This is a genomic window from Cupriavidus sp. SK-3, from assembly GCF_000611145.1.
Classification (GTDB): domain Bacteria; phylum Pseudomonadota; class Gammaproteobacteria; order Burkholderiales; family Burkholderiaceae; genus Cupriavidus.
In genome coordinates, this window is sequence record NZ_JFJV02000135.1 from 44,823 (window position 1) to 66,399 (window position 21,577).

Sequence of the window (21,577 nt, forward strand, 5' to 3'; positions counted from 1 at the left end):
CGTCCGGGGCACCGGCAAAAGGAAGCCCACCCCGGCAACGGGGGGGGCTTTTTCCATTGTGGCGCCGCCGGCAGCGTCAGCCCGGACTGCCGCCCTGCGCATCGCCATGCTCCACGGCATATTTCACCAGTTCGGCGCGGCCTTCGATGCCGAGCTTGCGCCGCAGGTTGAGCCGGTGCGTCTCGATGGTGCGCACCGACACGCCGAGCGCCGCGGCGATGTCCTTGTTGGCCTGCCCCTGGCCGATGCAGTTGAAGATATCCCGCTCGCGCGGAGTGAGCGCGTCGAGCGGTCCGGCGGCAGGCGTCTGCTCGGCCATGCTGCGGGCGATGCGCGCGCTGTAGAACACGCGTCCGGCCAGCACCGCGGCAATGGCGGCCATCAGCTCGTCGGCCGGCGCATCCTTGAGCACATAGCCGCGCGCGCCGGCACGGATCGCCTGGCGCACGTATTCGAGGTTGTCATGCATCGACACGATCAGCACGGCCAGTTCGGGATAATCCTCGTGCAGAGCGGCAGCCAGCGCGATGCCGCCCATGCCCCGCATGCCGATATCGGTGATGACCAGGTCCGGCATGCGCTCGGCGCCGGCGTGCGCCAGCCAGGCCAGCGCGGCTTCGCCGTCGTCGGCTTCGCCCACTACCGCGAGTTCGGGCTGCAGGCCCAGGCGCATGCGCATGCCGTCGCGCACCAGCGCATGGTCGTCGATCAGCAGGACACGGGCGGGTGCATGGCTCATGAGTGTGTAGTTCCAGGTAAGTCTTGGCGGGCCTGCCGCGATGGGGCGGGCACGACCGGCACCGCGGCGTGCAGCCGGGTCGTGCCCGGCGCGGAGACGATATCGAACTCGCCGCCCAGCGCGGCAATGCGTTCGCGCAGGTTGCGCAGGCCAATGCCGCGCTTGGGATCATGCTGCATGCGCGCCACGTCGAAGCCGGCGCCGTCATCCTGCACCGTCAGCCGGGTAGCGTTGGCGTCGAACGCCAGCACCAGGGTGACGTGGCGCGCATGCGCATGCCGCTCCACATTGGTGAGCGCCTCCTGCGCGATGCGGAACAGCGCGGTGGCCTGCTCGTCGGCCAGTTCGCGCGGCTTGCCGGTACGCGATACCGTGATCTGCAGCCCGCTGCCCTCCTGCATCTCGCGAGCGAGATGCTCGAGCGCGGCGAACAGGCCGAGGTCGTCCAGCAGGGCGGGGCGCAGGTTGCGCGCCACCCTGCGCACTTCATTGAACACGGTGTCCAGCCGGACCAGCGCCGTGCCAAGCACGGGCGCAACCGAGGTGCCCTCTGCCGGCGCCATGCGCAGGCGGTTGGCGGCGGTCTCCAGCAGCAACTTGACCGACACCAGCAGTTGGCTGATGCCGTCATGCAGTTCGCGAGACAGGCGCGCGCGTTCCTCCTCCTGCGACTGCACCACGCGCTGCGCCAGTTGCCGCAGCTTGGCGTCGGCCTCGCGGTGCTCGCTGACGTTGAGGGCGAGCCCGCTGGCGGCGACCAGCAGGATGCTGATGGCGGCGATCACGCCGATCCACGCCATGGTTTCCCGGATGTCGGTCTCCGCCCGCGCATCCAGCTGGCGCAGCGTGCGCTCGACGTCGTCGAGGTAAATGCCCGTGCCCAACATCCAGTTCCATCCCGGCACGGCGACCACGTAGCCAAGCTTGGGGGCCAGTTGCTGCGAGGAGGGCTTCTTCCACTGGTAACGCACCGACCCGCCGCCCGCCCGGGCCGCCGCGATCAGCTTCTGGATGGTGAGAGCGCCCTGCGGGTCACGCATGCTCCACAAATCCTGCCCCACCAGCTCGGGCTGGCGTGGATGCATCAGGTTGCGGCCCTGCATGTCGTAGAGGAAAAAATAGCCGTCGGGGCCATAGTCGAGGCGCGCCAGCGCCTGCATGGCGGCATCGCGCGTGGCGGCATCGGTGCGGCCGGAATGCACCATCGGCGCAATCGCGCTTTGCGCCAGTTCCACGTAGTGGCGCAGCTCGGCTTCCTTGCTTTGCAGGTAGGCTGCCTCGACCAGCACGCGCTCATGGCGGGCCAGTTCGCTGGCCTGATAGCGCACGGCCAGGGCGATGCCGAGCATGGCGACGGCGAGCGGCGCGACGGCCAGCAACAGGATTTTTTGACGGAGTTTCATCGATACCGGGGTAAACACGGATAACGCGCAAGCGGCATGTGATCGTCGATCTGCGTAGTAATACGCAGCGCCGCTGCGTAGTTCCGCGCTTGTGCCGCCAGGGACGGGTGTCAATACTACACGCCGGATGCGCGATCTCTGCCCGGCAGTGGTTTGCATGCGTCCTGCGCAGTGGGTGCGCCCAGCGACAAAGCTGTTTGCATCGCCCGCCTGCGACGACGGAACCGGAACTTGCGAGACATACCGGGCGCCGACGAAAGATCTGGCAGGGAAAAGCTTGTGCCGCCCGCCGCCCTTCGCCCGCCGCCGCCAGGGACACCAACCGCGTGTCCCGCTTGCTTGCCTGCCCTGCCGCCGCTGGCTCCCAATAAATGGTCTGAGGAGACCCTCATCATGAATCGCATCGGGCAACACCTGGTGTGGCTGGCCGTCGCCATCCTTGGCGCCTTCGCCTTTGCCACCGTTGCACTGTCTCGCGGCGAAGCCGTCAGTGCCTTGTGGATCGTGGTCGCCGCGGTCTGTATCTATCTGATCGCCTACCGCTACTACAGCAAGTTCATCGCCGAAAAGGTGATGCAGCTGGATCCCAAACGCATGACGCCAGCCTGGCGCCACAACGACGGGCTGGACTACGTGCCGACCAACAAGGCCGTGCTGTTCGGCCACCACTTTGCCGCCATCGCCGGCGCCGGCCCGCTGGTGGGCCCGGTGCTTGCGGCGCAGATGGGCTACATGCCGGGCATGCTGTGGATCCTGGCCGGCGTGGTGTTTGCCGGCGCGGTGCAGGACTTCATGGTGCTGTTCATCTCCACGCGCCGCGACGGCCGCTCGCTGGGCGACCTGATCAAGTCCGAAATGGGCACGATACCCGGCATGATCGCGCTGTTCGGCTGCTTCATGATCATGATCATCATCCTGGCGGTGCTGGCGCTGATCGTGGTGAAGGCGCTGGCGGACTCGCCCTGGGGCACCTTCACGGTGGCGGTGACGATTCCCATCGCCCTTTTCATGGGGATCTACACGCGCTACATCCGCCCGGGCCGCATCGGCGAAGTGTCGGTAATCGGTTTCGTGCTGCTCATGCTCGCCATCATCGGCGGCCAGTATGTGCATGAAAGCGCCGTGCTGGCGCCGCTGTTCACCTACGACGGCAAGGCGCTCACGTGGATGCTGATCATCTACGGTTTTATCGCCGCCGTGCTGCCGGTGTGGCTGCTGCTCGCCCCGCGCGACTACCTGTCCACCTTCCTGAAAATCGGCACCATCATCGCGCTGGCCATCGGCATCCTGATCGTGGCGCCGGAGTTGAAGATGCCGGCGTTCACGCAGTTCGCCAAGGGCGGCGGGCCGGTGTGGTCGGGCAACCTGTTCCCGTTCCTCTTCATCACCATCGCCTGCGGCGCGGTATCGGGCTTCCACGCGCTGATCTCGTCGGGCACCACGCCCAAGCTGCTGGAAAGCGAAGCGCATATGCGCTTTATCGGCTACGGCGCGATGCTGGCCGAGTCCTTCGTCGCCATCATGGCGCTGGTGGCCGCATCGGTGATCGAACCGGGCGTGTACTTCGCCATGAACAGCCCGGCGGCCGTGATCGGCACCTCGCCGGAATCCGTGGCCCAGGTGGTATCCGGCTGGGGCTTCGTCATCACCCCGGACGTGCTGATCCAGACCGCCAAGGACGTCGGCGAAAACACCATCATCTCGCGTGCCGGCGGCGCGCCGACGCTGGCGGTGGGCATCGCCCACATCCTGCACCAGGTGGTGGGCGGCCAGGCCATGATGGCGTTCTGGTACCACTTCGCCATCCTGTTCGAGGCGCTGTTCATCCTGACCGCGGTGGATGCGGGCACCCGTGCCGGCCGTTTCATGCTGCAGGACCTGCTGGGCAGCTTCGTGCCCTCGTTCCGCCGCACCGACTCGCTGCCGGCCAACCTGATCGCCACGGCGCTGACGGTGTCGTTCTGGGGCTACTTCCTGTACCAGGGCGTGGTTGACCCGCTGGGCGGGATCAACACGTTGTGGCCGCTGTTCGGCATCTCCAACCAGATGCTGGCCGCGGTGGCGCTGGTGCTTGGTACCTGCGTGCTGGTGAAGATGAAGCGCGGGCAGTACGCCTGGGTTACCCTGGTGCCCACCGTCTGGCTACTGATCTGCACGCTGACCGCCGGCTGGCAGAAGCTGTTCGACGCCGATCCCAAGGTCAGCTTCCTGACCCACGCGGCCAAGTTCAGCGACGCCATCGCCCAGGGCAAGGTACTGGCGCCGGCCAAGTCGATGGAGCAGATGCACCGCATCGTCTTCAACGATTACCTGGACGCCAGCCTGTGCGCGCTTTTCATGTTCGTGGTGCTGTCGATCGTGTTCTACGGTTTCAAGACCGCCATGAAGGCCCGCGCGGTGAACCGCCCGACCGACCGCGAGACGCCGTTCGAACCGATGCCGGCTTCGGCCTCGGCGCAGTCCTGAGTTCGCGCGGCAGCCACTGGCAAGCGCAAACCCGATATCTGGAAACAGGAGATCCAGCATGCTTGAGCAACTTGGAACCATGGGACGCTACCTGGGCCAGTCCCTGCGCCTGATGGTGGGTTTGCCGGACTACCAGACCTATGTGGCCCATATGGAGTCAACCCACCCCGACCGCGAGCCCATGAGCTACGAGGCATTCTTCCGCGAACGTCAGGAAGCGCGTTACGGCGGTGGGCAGGGCAAGTGCTGCTGAACCACATGATATCCACGTAACATCGTGGACGGGCCGCCCCAAAAGGCGGCCCGTTTTACGTTTCCCCAGGGGTTACAGGGCCTTACACGTGGTTACAGCAAGTCCGGAGCGACTTCTCTACACTTGTGCCATCGTTGCTAACCCAAGGAAAAAGAACATGTCTCGCCACACCGTTCGCAGTTTCACCCTGGCCATCGCCCTGGCGGCATCCGCGCTGCCGGTGTTCGCGGGCGATATGAACAACGCCGTCGGCGGCGCGCTCGGCGGTGTCGCCGGGGCGGCGGTGGGCGGCGCGCTTGGCGGCTCGACCGGTGCCGTGATCGGCGGCGCGGTAGGCGGCGGCGCTGGCGGCGCGGTCACCTCCAACCGTCGCGAGCGCACCGGTGCCATCATCGGTGGCGCGCTGGGCGGCGGCGCGGGTACGGCGGCGGGCAACGCCATGGGCGGGCGCACCGGCGGCCTGCTGGGTGCCGCGGTAGGTGGCGGCGCTGGCGCCGCACTGGGCGGCAACGTCTCGCGCAGCAACTCCTATGCGGACGAGCGCGCCCGCAGTTATCGCGACGACCGCTATTACCGCAGCGGCTACAAGCACAAGCATGGCCGTGGCCACAACCGTCACGATCACGACGACTGATCGGCGTGGCGGGGCCGTTGCCCCGCGCGCAGGCGGCCGGTGTGCAATGCCGGCAGGAAAACGGGCCATTCGCGGCCCGTTTTTTTATGCCCGCGAAGCCCGTCAGCAGAGATTTCAGGAAAGAGGACAAGGCAAGGGATGCGCGTCCGGGCGTATGATGCATCACTTGCAGGCTACGTCCGTAGCAGGACACCACGCGGACGGGATAGCAGGGCAGGGGCAATGCCGGACAATGAGGCGCCCCAAAACAAACATGCCCGTACCGGCGTGGTACGGGCATGTCCTCCGGTTAGTACGGAGAGAGAGCTTCCGCCCCCTCCCCGTCGGCCTGTGGAGATCAGCCGAAAGGGGTGAAACCGCCGGCAGAGACGATGCCTGCCGGCTGGCCAGCGGCCTTACAGGGTTGCTGCGCCGTCGCTGAACACGTCGAACTTGCCGGCCTTGGCGCCGTCGGTGTACGGGTCGAACTTGCCGGCGCGTGCGCCATCGGTGAACGCGTCGAACTTACCGGCGCGGGCGCCGTCGGTGAAGCTGTCAAACTTGCCGGCCCTGCCGCCGTTGCTGTAAACCGAGGCCTGGGTGGCGCGGGCGCCATCGGTATAGGGGTCGTACTTGCCGGTCTTGGCGAAAGCGGGCGCGGCAGTCAGGGCAGCGGCGAGCGTGGCGGCAGCGGCGATCAGGGCGTAACGTTGGTTTTTCATGATTGAATCCTTTCCACAGGCAGGATGCCTTGTCTTCTCAGCAGCCTTCGCTGCAATGCGGCATCCGATGGCTCCATATTAGGTATTTCCCTGATATGAATAAAGATTGCCCCCGACAATGATTAGTTGTAGTTTTAACAATAAATAACCCACTTCTCGTAAAAGTTCGCGGGCAAGACTGGAGACTATGTCATGGACCGGCTGCAATCGATGCGCGTTTTTTCCAAAGTGGTCGAGCTGGGCAGCTTTGCTCGTGCAGCGCAACAACTGGAAATGTCCAACGCGGTGGTGACGCGTTATGTGGCTGACCTGGAGAGCCACCTGGGCACCCGGCTGCTCAATCGCACTACCCGCAGCCTGTCGCTGACCGACGCCGGCGAAACCTACCTGCAGCGTTGCCAGCAGATCCTGGAAGACGTGGAGGAGGCCGAATCGGTAGTGACGGCGCGCAGCCAGTCGCTCTCGGGCACACTGCGGCTGGTGGCGCCGGTGATGTTCGGCCTGCACCTGCTGCCGGCCACGCTGGCGCGTTTTCAGGCCCTGTACCCCGAAGTGGTGTTCGATGTGCTGTTATCGGACCGTATCGTCGATATCGTGGAAGAGGGCCGCGACGTAGGCGTGGTGTTGTCCGACCTGGGGCTGGGCTCGCACCTGGTGGCGCGCCCGCTGATCTCGGCAGAGATCATCCTGTGCGCCTCGCCAGGCTACCTGCGCCAGCACCCGCCGCTGCGCCACGCGCACGAACTGACCAACCACCGCTGTATCGCGATGCGGATTCCCACCGCGGAGCATGAATGGACGCTGTCGGGGCCGGAGGGCGAGGTGACGGTGCCGATCCGGCCGGGCCTGCTGTGCAGCAACGCCGAGCTGGCGCACCAGGCGGCGCTGGCCGATATGGGGGTGGCGATGCTGTCCGCCTATCTGGCGCGGCCGAATATCGAAGCGGGGCGGTTGACGCACATTCTCCAGCAATACCGACTGCCGCGGCGCGATGTCAGCGTGGTCTATCCCAGCCGCAAGTTCCTGCCGACCAAGGTCCGCGCCTTTATCGACTTCCTGTTGGAAGAAGGCAAGATCCGCGGCAACGATCAGTAAGGGATCGGGACTGGCGCAAGGACAGGATTCGCGGAACCGGCGCGAAGCCGGTTCCGCGGCGGCTCACTCCTCGGCGTCGGCGGTGGCCTCGCCGCCGGCGCGCGACTTGCCGGTAGCACGCTTGGCCGCCGGCGCCTTGGCTGCGGCCTTCTTGGCTGCGGGCGCCTTCTTCACGGCAGCCGCCTTCTTGGCTGGTGCCTTGGCCTTGCTCGCCGTTTGAGCGTCCTGATCGTCCTCGCCGCCCGCCTTGGCGGAAGCAGTCTTGGCAGCCGTCTTCGCACCCGCCTTGGGCTCGCGGGCCTCGAACTCGAAGCCGATCTTGCCATCAGGCTGCTTCACCAGGAAGGCCTTGAAATTGCGCCCGGTGCGCGATGACTTGAATCCCGTCAGCAAATCCGTGCGCCCCGCGCCCAGCAGCTTGCCGATCTGCTCGCGCGAGATCTCCTGCTGCAGGATGATCTTGCCGGTCGTGAAATCGCAAGCCTTGGGACTGGCAACCGAGTTCTCGCACACGTACTTCATGCCATGCTCGAACACCGAGCCACTGCACTTGGGACAGGTGCCAACCGGTTCCTGGCCGCTGAAATCGACCGGCTCGCCATCGTTGTCGTCGTCGTTCTGGCCGAAGTCGAATTCCATCTTGTAATGGCCTTCGTCGTCCTTGCCCAGCTTCAGGATGGCGGCGAAGGGCCGGCCCATCTTGCTGCGGAAGCCTTGCAGCGGACCGATTTCCTTCTTCAGCAGCAGCTCTTCGACCTCGTCGATCTCGAACTGCCGGCCACCCGGGATCTTGCTGATCGAGAACTCGCAAGCGGTGCAGGCAAAGCGGCGGTAGTTCTCCTTGACCTGGCTGCCGCACTGCGGGCACGGCGTGGCCAGCGTGGCGTAGTCGCCCGGGATGGTGTCGCTGTCGTATTCCTTGGCGCGCTTGACGATCTGCTGCGTCATCTGCGCGATCTCGCGCATGAACTCGTCGCGCTTGAGGCCGCCGCGCTCGATCTGCGACAGCTTGTGCTCCCATTCGCCGGTCAGTTCAGCCTGGGTCAGTTCGAGCACGCCCAGGCCTCGCAGCAGCGTCATCAGCTGGAAGGCCTTGGCAGTGGGGATCAGTTCGCGGCCTTCGCGCACCAGGTATTTCTCGGCGAGCAGGCCTTCGATGATGGCCGCGCGCGTGGCTGGCGTGCCCAGGCCCTTGCCGGCCATGGCCTCGCGCAGCGCGTCGTCGTCCACCAGCTTGCCTGCGCCTTCCATGGCGGAGAGCAGCGTGGCTTCGTTGTATCGCGCCGGCGGCTTGGTGGTCAGGCCAAAGCTGTCGACCTTGTCGACCTTGACGCGCTCGTCCTTGGCCACCGCCACCAGGTTGGCGTCGTCGCCCTGGGCTTCGCGGCCATAGACCACCAGCCAGCCCGGATTGACCAGGACCTTGCCCTCGGTCTTGAAGTGATGGCCGGCCACTTCGGTAATCCGCGTGGTGACCTGGAACTCGGCCGCCGGGAAGAACACCGCCAGGAAGCGGCGCACCACCAGGTCATACAGCTTCTGTTCCGGCTCCGAGAGGTTCTTCGGGGCCTGCAGCGTCGGGATGATAGCGAAGTGATCGCTGATCTTGCTGTTGTCGAAGATCTTCTTGTTCGGCTTGACCCAGCCGCTCGCCAGCACTTTCTTGGCATGCGGCAGGTAGTTGGGCGAGCTCTCGGCAAGCATGTCCATGGTCTGCTTGACCGTGTCCATGTAGTCCTCTGGCAGCGCGCGCGCGTCGGTACGCGGGTAGGTCAGCACCTTGTGCTTTTCGTACAGCGCCTGCGCCAGGCCAAGCGTATTCTTGGCCGAGAAGCCGAAACGCGAGTTGGCCTCGCGCTGCAGCGTGGTCAGGTCGAACAGCGCCGGCGACTGCTGCGTGGAAGGCTTGGACTCTTCGGTGACGGTGCCAGTCTTGTCACGGCAGGCCGCCACGATGCTCTTGGCTTCGGCCTCGCTCCACAGGCGCGACTCGCGCGCCTCGGGATCGAACTCGTTCTTCTTGAACTTGGGATCGAACCAGCGCCCTTCGTACAGGCCGGCGGCGGCGATGAACTCGGCGCGCACTTCCCAGTAATCGCGCGGGACGAACTTCTTGATCTTCTCCTCGCGCTCCACCACGATCGACAGGGTAGGGGTCTGCACCCGGCCAACTGTGGTCAGGAAGAAGCCGCCGCCCTTGCTGTTGAAGGCGGTCATGGCGCGCGTGCCGTTGATACCCACCAGCCAGTCGGCCTCGGAGCGGCAGCGCGCGGCGTCGGCCAGCGGCATCATGTCGGCGTCGTCGCGCAGGCGCGCGAAGCCGTCGCGGATTGCCTGCGGCGTCATCGACTGCAGCCACAGGCGCTGCACCGGCTGCTTGGCCTTGGCATGCTGCTGGATCAGGCGGAAGATCAGTTCCCCTTCGCGCCCCGCGTCGCAGGCGTTGACCAGGGCGGTGACGTCCTTGCGCTTGATCAGGCGATTGAGCACCTTCAGGCGCGATTCGGTCTTGGCGATCGGGCGCAGATCGAAGTGCGGGGGAATCACCGGCAGGTTGGCGAAGCTCCACTTGCCTCGCTTTACCTCGTATTCGTCCGGGGCGGCAATCTCAACCAGGTGGCCGACGGCCGACGAAAGTACGTAATCATCACTTTCGAAGTATTCGTCATGCTTGGTAAAGCCCCCGAGGGCACGGGCTATATCGGCAGCAACCGATGGCTTTTCCGCGATGATGAGGGCTTTTGACATGGATCGGGTCCTTGCTGGCCGCACTCTGGCGGCCTGCGAATTATTGCCACTAAGGGCTCTGCACTATATGTAAACAGCGAGCTCGGGGCTTTGAGGCGCCAATAATAAGCGCGGTTCCGACGGCGGTGCAAGCAAGCACGCCGCCGGCGCCTTCGTCAAACAGCCGTTGCCAGCACGCGGGCCAGGCCCGGTGCGGTTGCTGTCGGTTCTTTTTTCAATGCGAATCCAGGCCGTCGCCGGCACCATGCGCCAGCCAGTCCAGCACTTCCGGCACCTCGGCCCCGGCCGCCACCGGCATGGCGGCGCCGCGCGCCAGCATACGCTCAAGCACCTCGATATGCGGCAACAGCGTACCGTAGAACTGCGGCCGGCCCCCTGCGACCGGCTGCACCAGCACCGTGGGAAAGTTGTCGATATCGAGGTCGCCCAGCCGGTCGGCATGGGTTTCGATATCGATCCACACGAAGCAATCGCCGGAAAAGCGCGCCGCCAGGGATGTGAACGCCTCCTGGTAGGTTCCGCAGGTGCCGCACCAGGCCGCGCACAGGCACGCGACCAGGCGGCCTTGCGGACGCGCTGCCAGCGCCTGGGCGATCGCGCCCGGGTCCTGCTCCGGAAAGTAAACGGTCATGGCGGGATAAACATGAGCCTTTTCAGGCACGGGAAATCGTTTGATTGTAGCGGTCGCGGGGAAAACCGTGCCTCGACCGGCCTTGCGGCACCCACTAGCTTACCCGGCGATAGAAATTGCCCGGCAGCCGCTCCACGGCGCCCGCCAGTTCCAGGTTCAGCAGGATGGCTGCCACCTGCTCGGGTGGCAGGGCGGTGCGGGCGCACAGCGCATCGAGCGTGACGGGATCGTGGGTCAGCGTGAGGCCGAGGACATCGTCCAGTGCCGGCATCGGTGCAGGCAACACGGTCCGGACACCGGCGCCGCCCCAACCGAGTTCCTCCAGCACATCGTGCGCGGTTTCCACCAGCTTGGCGCCCTGGCGTATCAGCCGGTGGCAGCCCTTGGACAGCGGCGCATGGATCGAGCCGGGAATGGCGTAGACCTCGCGCCCTATTTCGGCAGCCAGCCGCGCCGTGATCAGCGACCCCGAGCGCGCCGCCGCCTCCACCACCAGCACCCCGCGCGCCAGCGCCGCGATGATGCGGTTGCGCTGCGGGAAATGATGACTGCGCCCCGGCGCGCCGAGCGGAAACTCGCTGACGATGGCGCCATGGGTGGCAATGCGGTGGGCCAGCTCGCGATGGCGGGCGGGATAGACCAGGTCGGCACCCGTGCCGATCACCGCCACGGTGCCGCCGATGCCCGCCAGCGCGCCGTCATGGGCAGCGCCATCGATCCCCAGCGCCAGCCCCGACACCACGGCCAGCCCGGCATCGGACAGCACGCGGGCGAAGCGCCGCGCATCTTCCACGCCCTGCACCGTGGCGCTGCGCGCACCGACCATGGCGACGGCCGGAGCGCCAAGCGCGTCCAGCCGGCCTTTGATGTACAGCACCAGCGGGGGGTCGGAAAGGTCCAGCAAGGTGCGGGGATAGGCTGCGTCGGCCAGCGTCACCACATGGTTGCCGGGCTCGGCGGCCCAGGCCACGGTACGCTCGACCAGCGCCACGGTGGTAGCGTCGGGCGGCGCTAGCAAGGCGCTCGCGTGCTTCTCGGGGATGACCGCCGCCAGCGCGCTGACGCTCTGCGCCAGCAGTTGCCGCGGCAGCCCGAAGACGGCCAGCAACTGGCGCAGGGCGCCCGTACCCAGGCCACGCGCGCGCGTCAGCCGCAGCCACGCCTCGATGTCCGCGGCGTCGCGCGTGGTGGCCGGCGCCTGCACCGGACCGGCGCAGGCTGCTGCTGGCCCGGTCAACGTGGCGAAGTCACGCGGTCGCCAACCTCGATCGCGTTCGTGGCATCGGTGACCAGGGCATAGGCCACACCGGGGAACACCCGGAACACGAAGGCCAGGCCGTAGCGCTCGTCGGGCAGCAGGATGGGGCGATTGCCGTCGGTACGATCGGGCACCAACTGGCCGGCGCGGGAAAGCGCAACCACGTGGCCTGGCTCAAGGCCCGCGGTGGTGCCGAGGTTGAGCACCACCACCTGCTTGGCGCCGCCAAACTGCACGCCGCCATAGACCGCCGCGATGCGGCCATCGAGCGCGACTTCCGGGGCGCGTGGCACATAGCGCACCGGCTCGCGCGCGGGCTGGGGCATCAGCAAGGTGCCGGTGCCCATTTCCTGCTGCGCCTGTGTCACCTTGATGGTGGTCACCGCGTCGAAGCCTTCCGGCTGGCGCGACACGCGGACATTGCCCTGGTATTCAGCCTCGTAGCCCAGCACAACACCGGTGACGGGGTCCTTGATCGGCTTGACCGGCTTGAAGGCCTGCCAGTCGCTGCCGATCACCGCCTCGGGCGGGGCGATGCCGCGCGCATAGGCGATGTCGCCCATGGCCAGGTAGACCCGCGACTCGGGCAGGGCGAAGATGCGCGCCGAGGTCTCCAGCGTGCCCTGGTCCACCACCAGCGGGCGGATCAGGAAGGACTCGATGTCCTTGGCGGGAATGCTGGCGATGGCGCCTTCCGGGCCGCCGTCGCCGCGCACGCCCGGCGTGAGGCGCACCGTGCCGCCGGCGTCCGGGCTGGTCGAGAGCCAGGCGCGTCCGTCGCGCTGAATCAGGTACAGGACCTGGCCGGGATAGATCAGGTGAGGATTGTGGATCTGCTGCCGGTTCATGCCCCACAGCTCGGGCCAGCGCCAGGGCTGGCGCAGGAAGCGGCCCGATATGCCCCAGAGCGTGTCGCCACCGCGCACCACGTACTGCTGTGGCGCGTCCGGTGCCAGGTCGGTGGCGGGTATGCCTTGCTGCCCGGTGACATTGGCCTGGGCCAGCTGGGCAGGGGTGACGGTAAGCTCAGCGGCATGGACTGGCGCCCCGGCGGCGGCAGTGATGCCAGCCGCACACAACATCAATCGGGCAAACGCGTGCAGCCTGCGGCCCGGCGCCGCCTGGTGTTCTTTGGTAAGATCGCGCATTTTCTCGAACCGGCTGGCAGAACAGCCGGATTGACCCTGGAGAGCGTGCCTGTTGCGGCGCGCCTTGAATTTTTGTACTTGCGCCCCGATTCTGCATGTAAACACCCGTAGCCGCAACGCGCGGGTCACATGTGTGAGCGGCAGGCGTTGCGCCCCAGCATCATGGCTAAACTCGATATCCTGACCTACCCCGATCCCCGCCTGCATACCGTGGCAAAACCGGTTGCCGTGGTGGACGACCGCATCCGCAAGCTGGTGCAGGACATGGCCGAGACCATGTATGAAGCACCGGGCATCGGCCTGGCCGCAACCCAGGTGGACGTGCACGAGCAGGTGGTGGTGATCGACATCTCCGAAACCCGCGACGCGCTGCAAGTCTTCATCAACCCGGAAATTGTCTGGTCCAGCGAGACCCGCAAGGTATCGGAAGAGGGCTGCCTGTCGGTGCCCGAGGTCTACGACCGCGTGGAGCGCCCGGACCATGTGCGCGTGCGCGCCCTCAACGAAAAGGGCGAGAGCTTCGAGATCGAAGCCGACGATCTGCTGGCCGTGTGTATCCAGCACGAGTTGGATCACCTCAAGGGCAAGGTCTTCGTCGAGTACCTGTCACCGCTCAAGCTTCAGCGTATCAAGTCCAAGCTGGTCAAGCTGCACAAGCGCGAACGCACCCGCATGTAAGGTAGCCGCCGCGGCCGGACGCGCCGGCACCGGTCTGCTATCGTATTGCCTTCCCGATGAATCAAGTTGCCGGCCGCTGATGCGGCCGGTGCCGCTTTATGCCGGAGCGCGCCATGTCCCAAGCCGCAAGCCCAACCCAAGCGCTGCGCGTAGCCTTTGCCGGCACGCCCGAATTCGCCCGCGTGGCGCTCCAGGCCATCCATGAGGCCGGCTTCCCCGTCGTGGCCGTGCTCAGCCAGCCCGACCGCCCGGCGGGCCGCGGCATGCAGCTACAGGCCAGCCCCGTCAAGCAGTACGCGCTGGAGCATGGTCTGGGCCCGGTGCTGCAGCCGCGCTCCCTGCGCCGCAACGGCAAGTACCCGGAGGAAGCCGGCGCCGCGGTGGATACGCTGGCGCAGCTGGCGCCGGACGTCATGGTAGTGGCCGCCTACGGCCTGATCCTGCCAGCCGAGGTGCTGGCGTTGCCGCGCCACGGCTGCCTCAATATCCATGCCTCGCTGCTGCCGCGCTGGCGCGGCGCGGCGCCCATCCACCGCGCCATCGAGGCCGGCGACGCGCAAACCGGCATCACGCTGATGCAGATGGACGAAGGCCTGGATACCGGCGCGATGATCCAGGGCGAAACGGTGCCGATCGGGCCCGACGACACCACCGGCACGCTGCACGACACGCTGGCCGCGCTGGGCGGCCGCATGGTGGCGGACGCGCTGCGCCGGCTCGCCGCTGGCCAGCCGCTGCCCGGCACGCCGCAGCCTGCCGAGGGCGTCACCTATGCCGAAAAGATCGCCAAGGAAGAAGCGCCGCTGGACCTGCGCCGCCCGGCCACGGCACTGGCCAGCCAGGTGCGCGCCTTCAACCCCTTCCCAGGCGCCACCGTGCAGGTCGGCCAGACCGTCATCAAGTGCTGGCAGGCCCAGGCGACGGAGGCCGTGCCCGGTCTGCGGCAGGCGCCGGGCACAGTGCTGGCCGCTGATGCCGATGGCGTGGTGATCGCCTGCGGCGAGGGCGCGCTGCGCGTGGCCGAGCTGCAGAAGCCGGGCGGCCGCAGGCTGCCGGCCCAGCAGTTCCTGCAGGGCATGCCGCTGCCGGCTGGCACCCGCTGCGCCGTGCCGGAAGGCACGGCATAACCGGCACCTGCCCGCCACTGCCAATCCAGCAGCCAGGAATCCCATGCTCGGTATTACTGACTTTCCCTTGTTCGTCGGCGCCGTGTTCCTGCTCAATGTGACACCCGGACCGGACACCGCCTACATCGTCGGGCGCAGCGTGGCGCAGGGCAGGGCGGCGGGCGTGGTCTCGGCGCTCGGCGTCAGCGCCGGCTGCTGCGTGCACTCGCTGGCCATCGCCTTCGGCCTGACCGCCCTGCTGGCGGCGTCGGCCACTGCCTTTACCGTGATCAAGTTTGCCGGCGCGGCCTATCTGGTGTGGCTGGGGCTGCGCCTCATCTGGCAGCAATCGGCACCCCGGGAGGCAAGCGCTGCCCCCGCCGCGCAGCCGGGTACGCGCGGCCTGCGCGCCTTGTTCATGCAGGGCTTCCTGACCAATGTGCTGAATCCGAAGGTGATCCTGTTCTTCATTTCCTTCTTTCCGCAGTTCGTCGACCGTCATGCCGGACACCAGGCCCTGGCATTCCTGGCACTGGGCAGCGTCATGGTGCTGATGTCGACGCTGTGGAACGGCCTGGTCGCATGGATGGCGGGCACCCTGACCCGCCGCGCTAGCGAGGCGCCCCGGCTAAAGTGCTGGCTGGATCGCATTGTTGGCGCCGCGTTCATCGGGCTGGGTGTCCGCCTGGCGCTGGCTCAGCGCTAAGCCCCTCCCCCTGACGGACAAACGGCCGAAGGCGTCGCTAACCGTGGCACTGCTCTGTTTTTAGGCAACCCACGGTTGAATTTCCGCCCAGGGGTACCATCTAATCATCACCGCGTCGCGCTTCGCGGGTCTGGCCAGCCCGGCCACCGGGTGCGCGCACAAGGATGATTTTTTCGGAGATCACGACAATGTTCAACTGGGTCAAGACCTTCATGCTGATGGCAGCCATCACGGCGCTGTTCATCGTCATTGGCGGCATGATCGGCGGCCGCAGCGGCATGATGTTCGCGCTGATCATGGCGCTGGGCATGAACTTCTTCTCTTACTGGTTCTCGGACAAGATGGTCCTGCGCATGTACAACGCGCAGGAAGTCGACGCGAGCACGGCGCCGCAGTTCTATGGCATGGTGCAGGAGCTGGCGCAGCGCGCGCAGCTGCCGATGCCGCGCGTGTACCTGATCAACGAGGACGCGCCCAATGCCTTTGCCACCGGCCGTAATCCCGAGCACGCGGCCGTCGCCGCCACCACCGGCATCCTGCGCGTGCTGTCGGAGCGCGAGCTGCGCGGCGTGATGGCGCACGAGCTGGCCCATGTGCAGCACCGCGACATCCTGATCTCGACCATTGCCGCCACCATGGCCGGCGCGATTGCCGCACTGGCCAACTTCGCCATGTTCTTCGGCGGGCGCGACGAGAACGGCAACCGCTCCAATCCCATCGCCAGCATCGCCGTGGCAATCCTGGCGCCGCTGGCGGCCTCGCTGATCCAGATGGCGATTTCGCGCGCCCGCGAGTTCGAGGCCGACCGTGGCGGCGCCACGATCAGCGGCGATCCTCAGGCACTGGCGATGGCGCTCGACAAGATCCACCGCTATGCCCAGGGCATTCCCTTCCAGACCGCGGAAGCGCACCCCGCGACCGCGCAGATGATGATCATGAACCCGCTCTCGGGCAGCGGCATCGCCAACCTGTTCTCGACCCACCCGGCCACCGAGGAGCGCGTGGCACGGCTGATGCAGATGGCCCAGACCGGCGTCTACCCGGTTTAGGGCCGGTTCAAGCCGTCCCGTTACTCCAGGCGCCGGCCAGCCGGGCGCAAAAAAGCCGGCCCTGGGCACATACAGGGTAAACTGCCCGCCGTGCTTCCCTTCGAAGCGGCGGGCAGTGTTTTTTCCGGCCCCGCCCGGCCTTGCCGCCAGTCCACGCCGCTTGCGGCTTGCCTTTGCCACCCCGCGTTACCGTCTCACTGCCTCACTGTCATGCGCCTGCCACACGAATCACTCGCCTTCCAGATGCTCGCCGCCGCGGCCGCCGTACGCGGCGTCAACGAAGGCAGCGCGCTGCCGCTGGCCATCGACAACGCCGCCGCGCAATACCGCCTGGACCGCGTGCGCGACGCGGCCACGCGCGGCGCCTTGCAGGACCTGGCTTACCGTACCATGCGCCAGTTCGGCACGGCGCGCGCGCTGGTCACCAAACTGGTGACCCGGCCGCCCGGCGCGCTGGTGGATTCGCTGCTGGCGGTGGCGCTGGCGCTGCTGGTCGAGGATGAGCAGGGTGAGGGCGGCTATACGGAGTTCACCGTGGTGGACCAGGCCGTCAGCGCCGCCGCATCCGAGCCCAAGACGGCTCATGCGCGCGGGCTGGTGAACGCCGTGCTGCGCCGTTTCCTGCGCGAGCGCAAGGCGCTGCTGGCCGAAGTGCGCCAGGACGACGAGGCGCGCTGGAACCTGCCCGCATGGTGGCTGGACGCGCTGCGCAAGGCTTACCCGGACCAGTGGACCGCGCTGGCCGAAAGCGCCAACGTGCGTCCGCCCATGACCCTGCGCGTCAATACCGCGCGGGTCACGGTCGCCGAGTATCTCAAGCGCGTGGCCAACGCCGGCATGGCTGGCGTGGCCATCGGTCCGCAGGCGGTCAGGCTGGTGCGCGCGTTTCCCGTGTCGCAGATCCCCGGGTTTGCCGAGGGAGACGTTTCGGTGCAGGACGCAGGCGCGCAACTGGCCGCGCCGCTGCTGGACCTGGCCGACGGTCAGCGCGTGCTCGATGCCTGCGCAGCGCCCGGCGGCAAGACCGGCCACATCCTGGAATTGGCCAAGGTCGAGGTGACGGCGCTCGAGAGCGATGGCCAGCGTGCCACGCGCATCGACGAGAACCTCGCGCGTCTGGGTCAGCAAGCCACTGTGGTAGTGGGCGACGCGAGCCGCCCGCAGGACTGGTGGGATAACCGCCAATACGATCGCATCCTCGCCGACGTGCCTTGTTCCGCTTCGGGCATCGTGCGCCGCCATCCGGATATCCGCTGGCTGCGCCGCGAGGTGGACATTCCCCGCCTGGTGACCGAACAGCGGCGCATCGTGTCGCAACTCTGGAGCCTGCTCAAGCCGGGCGGCATCCTGGTCTATGTCACCTGTTCTATTTTCCCAACGGAGGGCGAAGAGCAGGCGCGCTGGTTTGGTGCACAGCTACCAGATGCGATACGATTGCAGGCACCCGGCCAGATGCTGCCTGGCAACAAGGACCAGGTGGCCGGCGGCGGCAATGCCAGCCAGGAAGGCCTGCCCACCGACCACGATGGCTTCTTCTACGCCCGCTTCCAGAAACGACCCTGACCGATCCGTATCGATCCCAATGCCGAGCCCGCTTCGCTTGTTCGTCCTTCGCGTCCCTGACGACAGTGCGTACGTGCCCGTGGCGGCAGGTAGTGCAATAGCCGGCGCCGCGCGCAAGGCGCGTAACTGGCTGGCAGCCTTGCGGCTTGCGTCGGCGATCATGCTGTGCGTGCTGATGGCACTGATGGTGTTGCCGGGAGCGGCGCGCGCCGATGGCATCGAAGTCAACGAAGCGCGCATCGAGTACCAGGACGGCGGCTTCGATCTTGCCGCGAGCTTCGATTTCGAATTGCCGCCACCGCTCGAAGACGCGCTGAACAAAGGCATCTCTCTGTATTTCGTGGTCGATTTCCAGCTTACCCGTCCACGCTGGTACTGGTTCGATGAAAAACCAGTCAATGCCAGCCGCAGCGTGCGGCTGTCCTACCATCCGCTCACGCGGCAGTACCGCGTTTCCACCGGCGGCCTGCAACTGCCGTTCATGCGGCTAAAGGGCGCGCTGCAATTCATCCAGCGCGTGCGTGGCTGGCGCGTGTTCGAGCGCAATATGGTCAAGCCGGGCGAGACCTACCAGGCCGAAACGCGCATGCGCCTGGATCTGACGCAACTGCCCAAGCCGTTCCAGATCAACGCCGTCAATACGCGCGAATGGAACCTGGCATCGGAATGGCGCCGCTTTAATTTCACTGTACCCACCGAGTTCCCGCAGCCCCCCGCGCCCACGCCGCCACCGCCGGTGTTGCCAGTACCGGTGCCGCCCCCCGTGCCAGGACCGGCATCCGCCGCGTCCGCGGCAGTGGCCGGCGAAACGCGCGCGGTACCGTTCGCGCAGACCGTATCGACCGTGCTCTCCCCCAATACCCTGGTGCAGCCGGCCGCGGGCCAGCCATGAGCACCGCCCCCAGCCTTTGGGACAGCCGTTTCCGGCGCGTGCTTTACCGCGTCGTGGCCGGCATCATCGTGTTCCTGGCACTGGTGCTGGTAGCGCTGCTGGCAGGCGCTTCGGCCAATACCGAATTCTTCGACCGGTATTTCACGCTGCTGTTCAAGATCAACCTGGTGATCGGCATCCTGCTGGTGCTGATCATCGGGGCGCTGGCGCTGACCTTGTGGCTGCGCTACCGCCGCGGCAAGTTTGGCACGCGGCTGATGACCAAGCTCGCGGTGTTCTTCGGCGTGGTGGGCGTGCTGCCCGGCGTGCTGATCTACCTGGTGTCGCTGCAGTTCGTCTCGCGCAGCATCGAGTCCTGGTTCGATGTGCGCGTGGAAACCGCGCTCGAGGCCGGCCTGAATCTTGGACGCTCGACCATCGACAGTTCGCTGTCCGACCTGCAAGGCAAGGCGCGGCTGATGGCCGACCAGATCACCGGCTCGTCGAATGTCGCCACCTCGCTGCAGCTCAACCGGTTGCGCGAGCAATACGGCGTGCAGGAAGCCGCCATCTTTACGGGCAGTGGCCGTGTGATCGCCACCGCCTCGAGCAGCTATGCCTCGCTGGTGCCCGACCTGCCTTCCGGCGTGCTGGCCGAGCAGGCGCGGCTGGCCGGCGGCTACGCCGCAGTGGAGGGCGGCTCCGATCCGGTGGTGGACGGGCGCCACAAGCCCGAACGAACCGATGGCGGCCACTTGTACCGGCTGCGCGTCATTGTGCCGCTTGGCCCCGCGCCCACCGCGCAGACCAATGCGCAAACCCTCGCGGAAAGCGCCAGCGGCCCGGCGGCAAAGCAGCCCCTGAATGCAGCCAGCCGCTGGGCGGGCTCGGGGCTGGCCGTGGAACGCCGCCCGGAAGATGCCGCGTCTTCCGGCTTCGGGCTGGTGGGCGACACGGTGCGCGAGGAGCGCTATCTGCAAATCGTGCATCCGGTGCCGGCGGCGTTGGCGCGCAATGCCGACGAAGTCCAGCGGGCCTACCAGGAGTACCAGGAGAAGGCGCTTGGCCGCACCGGCCTGCGCAAGATGTATATCGGTACGCTCACGCTCACGCTGTTCCTGGCGGTGTTCATTGCCGTGATGCTGGCGCTGCTGCTCGGCGGCCAGCTGGCGCGACCGCTGCTGATGCTGTTGCAAGGGACCAAGGAAGTGGCAGAGGGCGATCTCTCGCCCAAGCGCGAACTCAAGAGCCGTGACGAGCTCGGCATGCTGACGCAGCAGTTCAACATGATGACGCGCCAGCTCTCGGAAGCGCGCATCGCGGTGGAACAGAACCGCAGCGCGCTCGAAAAATCGACGGCGTATCTTGAAAGCGTGCTGCAGAACCTCACCGCCGGCGTGTTTGTGTTCGACCGCCGCTTCGTCCTGATCACCGCCAATCCCGGCGCCGAGCGCATTTTCCGCCAGCCCTTCGCCGGCGCGCTGGGACAGCCCATCGACAGCATCCCGGTGCTCGGCGCATTCGGCGACATCGTGCGGCAGGCCTTTTCTGAGCAGACCACCAGTGAAATGCTGGGTGGCGCGCAGCACTGGCAAAAGCAGATCGAGCTGCCACAGGGCGATGAGGAACAACCGCTCACGCTGCTGGTGCGCGGCGCGCGCCTGCCCGGCGGACGGGGCGACGAGCAAGGCGAGCCCGGCTACGTGGTGGTGTTCGACGATATCTCGGATGTGATTTCCGCTCAACGCTCCGTGGCCTGGGGCGAAGTGGCGCGGCGCCTCGCGCACGAGATCAAGAACCCGCTGACCCCGATCCAGCTCTCGGCGGAGCGCCTGCAGATGAAGCTTTCGCCAAAGCTGGAAGGCCACGACGTGGACGTGCTCAAGCGGGGCGCCACCACAATCGTCAACCAGGTGCAGGCCATGAAGCGCATGGTCGACGACTTCCGCGACTACGCGCGCACGCCGCCAGCGCTGCTGCAGTCACTGCAGCTCAACGGCCTGGTGGCGGAAGTGCTGCACCTCTACGGCATCGACGACACCGGCCCCCACGAGCATGCCGTGATCCATCCGTCGCTGGCTGCCAGCCTGCCTGAAATCAAGGGCGATCCGACCCAGTTGCGCCAGGTGATTCACAACCTGCTGCAAAACGCGCAGGATGCCGTGTCGGACAACGTTTCGGCGGCCAGAATGGCGCCCCATATCGCTCTGCACACCGAGACTGTAGAATACAAAGATTCTGCCGGCGAAGACCGGCAGGCCGTCAAGCTCACCATTGCGGATAACGGTCCTGGTTTCGCCCCGCGCATCCTTAGTCGCGCGTTCGAACCGTATGTGACCACCAAGGCCAAGGGAACCGGCCTCGGGCTCGCAATGGTGAAGAAGATCATTGACGAACACGGCGCACGCATCGAGTTGCGCAATCGCATGGAGGGCACCGAGATCATCGGGGCGCAGATCTCCATCCTGTTCGTTAAACTGGCATAGTCAATGTGCGGCCCCGAACCCGGCAAGCCGCGGTGGGGTCAA

18 protein-coding genes are annotated in these 21,577 nt (G+C 66.6%); 11 read left to right on the forward strand and 7 right to left on the reverse strand.

From position 1 onward, the window contains the following. Positions 1-76: 76 nt before the first annotated feature. On the reverse strand, positions 77-739 hold the full coding sequence (locus tag CF70_RS14435) for a response regulator (RefSeq protein ID WP_035865578.1): 663 nt from the start codon (positions 737-739) through the stop codon (positions 77-79). Further along, complete coding sequence (locus CF70_RS14440; protein WP_035865581.1) at positions 736-2,142, reverse strand: cache domain-containing protein; 1,407 nt, start codon at positions 2,140-2,142, stop codon at positions 736-738. Before CF70_RS14440 ends, CF70_RS14435 begins: the two co-directional genes overlap by 4 nt. A gap of 393 nt (positions 2,143-2,535) precedes the next feature. Between CF70_RS14440 and CF70_RS14445 the strand changes: the two genes are divergently transcribed. The 3 genes from CF70_RS14445 to CF70_RS14455 all read left to right on the forward strand — a co-directional run bounded on the left by CF70_RS14445 (position 2,536) and on the right by CF70_RS14455 (position 5,495). Then, on the forward strand, positions 2,536-4,608 hold the full coding sequence (locus CF70_RS14445) for a carbon starvation CstA family protein (protein WP_035865584.1): 2,073 nt from the start codon (positions 2,536-2,538) through the stop codon (positions 4,606-4,608). Positions 4,609-4,666: 58 nt separating this feature from the next. Further along, the gene (locus tag CF70_RS14450; RefSeq protein WP_013958452.1) at positions 4,667-4,861 is read left to right on the forward strand and encodes a YbdD/YjiX family protein; all 195 of its coding nucleotides are present in this window, start codon (positions 4,667-4,669) and stop codon (positions 4,859-4,861) included. 157 nt (positions 4,862-5,018) lie between these two features. Further along, positions 5,019-5,495 (forward strand): hypothetical protein, encoded by a 477-nt coding sequence (locus tag CF70_RS14455; RefSeq protein WP_035865588.1) that lies wholly within the window; start codon positions 5,019-5,021, stop codon positions 5,493-5,495. Between the two features lie 395 nt (positions 5,496-5,890). Here CF70_RS14455 and CF70_RS14460 read toward each other — a convergent pair whose 3' ends face one another. Beyond that, entirely contained in the window at positions 5,891-6,196 is a 306-nt protein-coding gene (locus CF70_RS14460; RefSeq protein ID WP_035865590.1) for a hypothetical protein, read from the reverse strand. 192 nt (positions 6,197-6,388) lie between these two features. On the opposite strand from CF70_RS14460, the gene CF70_RS14465 reads away from it, so the two are divergent. After that, a complete protein-coding gene (locus tag CF70_RS14465; RefSeq protein WP_035865593.1) occupies positions 6,389-7,291 on the forward strand; it encodes a LysR family transcriptional regulator in 903 nt (300 codons plus the stop codon). Positions 7,292-7,354: 63 nt separating this feature from the next. Here CF70_RS14465 and CF70_RS14470 read toward each other — a convergent pair whose 3' ends face one another. From CF70_RS14470 to CF70_RS14485, 4 genes are all read right to left on the reverse strand, one after another. Beyond that, entirely contained in the window at positions 7,355-10,039 is a 2,685-nt protein-coding gene (locus CF70_RS14470; RefSeq protein WP_035865596.1) for a DNA topoisomerase III, read from the reverse strand. A 214-nt stretch (positions 10,040-10,253) separates the two neighbouring features. Beyond that, positions 10,254-10,670, reverse strand: a complete 417-nt coding sequence (locus CF70_RS14475; protein ID WP_035865599.1) for a thioredoxin domain-containing protein — start codon at positions 10,668-10,670, stop codon at positions 10,254-10,256. A 94-nt stretch (positions 10,671-10,764) separates the two neighbouring features. Further along, a complete protein-coding gene (gene dprA, locus CF70_RS14480; RefSeq protein ID WP_035865603.1) occupies positions 10,765-11,907 on the reverse strand; it encodes a DNA-processing protein DprA in 1,143 nt (380 codons plus the stop codon). Further along, positions 11,904-13,076, reverse strand: a complete 1,173-nt coding sequence (locus CF70_RS14485; RefSeq protein WP_035865606.1) for a LysM peptidoglycan-binding domain-containing protein — start codon at positions 13,074-13,076, stop codon at positions 11,904-11,906. Before CF70_RS14485 ends, dprA begins: the two co-directional genes overlap by 4 nt. A gap of 162 nt (positions 13,077-13,238) precedes the next feature. Between CF70_RS14485 and def the strand changes: the two genes are divergently transcribed. From def to CF70_RS14520, 7 genes are all read left to right on the forward strand, one after another. Further along, positions 13,239-13,754, forward strand: a complete 516-nt coding sequence (gene def / locus CF70_RS14490; RefSeq protein ID WP_035865609.1) for a peptide deformylase — start codon at positions 13,239-13,241, stop codon at positions 13,752-13,754. 113 nt (positions 13,755-13,867) lie between these two features. Next, the gene (fmt, locus tag CF70_RS14495) at positions 13,868-14,881 is read left to right on the forward strand and encodes a methionyl-tRNA formyltransferase (RefSeq protein ID WP_035865612.1); all 1,014 of its coding nucleotides are present in this window, start codon (positions 13,868-13,870) and stop codon (positions 14,879-14,881) included. A gap of 43 nt (positions 14,882-14,924) precedes the next feature. Then, entirely contained in the window at positions 14,925-15,566 is a 642-nt protein-coding gene (locus CF70_RS14500) for a LysE family translocator (protein ID WP_035865616.1), read from the forward strand. A 188-nt stretch (positions 15,567-15,754) separates the two neighbouring features. Beyond that, complete coding sequence (gene htpX, locus CF70_RS14505) at positions 15,755-16,615, forward strand: zinc metalloprotease HtpX (protein WP_035865619.1); 861 nt, start codon at positions 15,755-15,757, stop codon at positions 16,613-16,615. A gap of 210 nt (positions 16,616-16,825) precedes the next feature. Next, positions 16,826-18,178, forward strand: coding sequence for a 16S rRNA (cytosine(967)-C(5))-methyltransferase RsmB (rsmB, locus tag CF70_RS14510; RefSeq protein WP_035865621.1), 1,353 nt, complete (start codon positions 16,826-16,828; stop codon positions 18,176-18,178). A gap of 19 nt (positions 18,179-18,197) precedes the next feature. Next, positions 18,198-19,070 (forward strand): DUF4390 domain-containing protein, encoded by an 873-nt coding sequence (locus CF70_RS14515; protein WP_035865623.1) that lies wholly within the window; start codon positions 18,198-18,200, stop codon positions 19,068-19,070. Continuing rightward, positions 19,067-21,535 (forward strand): sensor histidine kinase, encoded by a 2,469-nt coding sequence (locus CF70_RS14520; RefSeq protein ID WP_035865626.1) that lies wholly within the window; start codon positions 19,067-19,069, stop codon positions 21,533-21,535. The genes CF70_RS14515 and CF70_RS14520 overlap by 4 nt, the downstream gene beginning before the upstream one ends. Positions 21,536-21,577 lie beyond the last annotated feature (42 nt).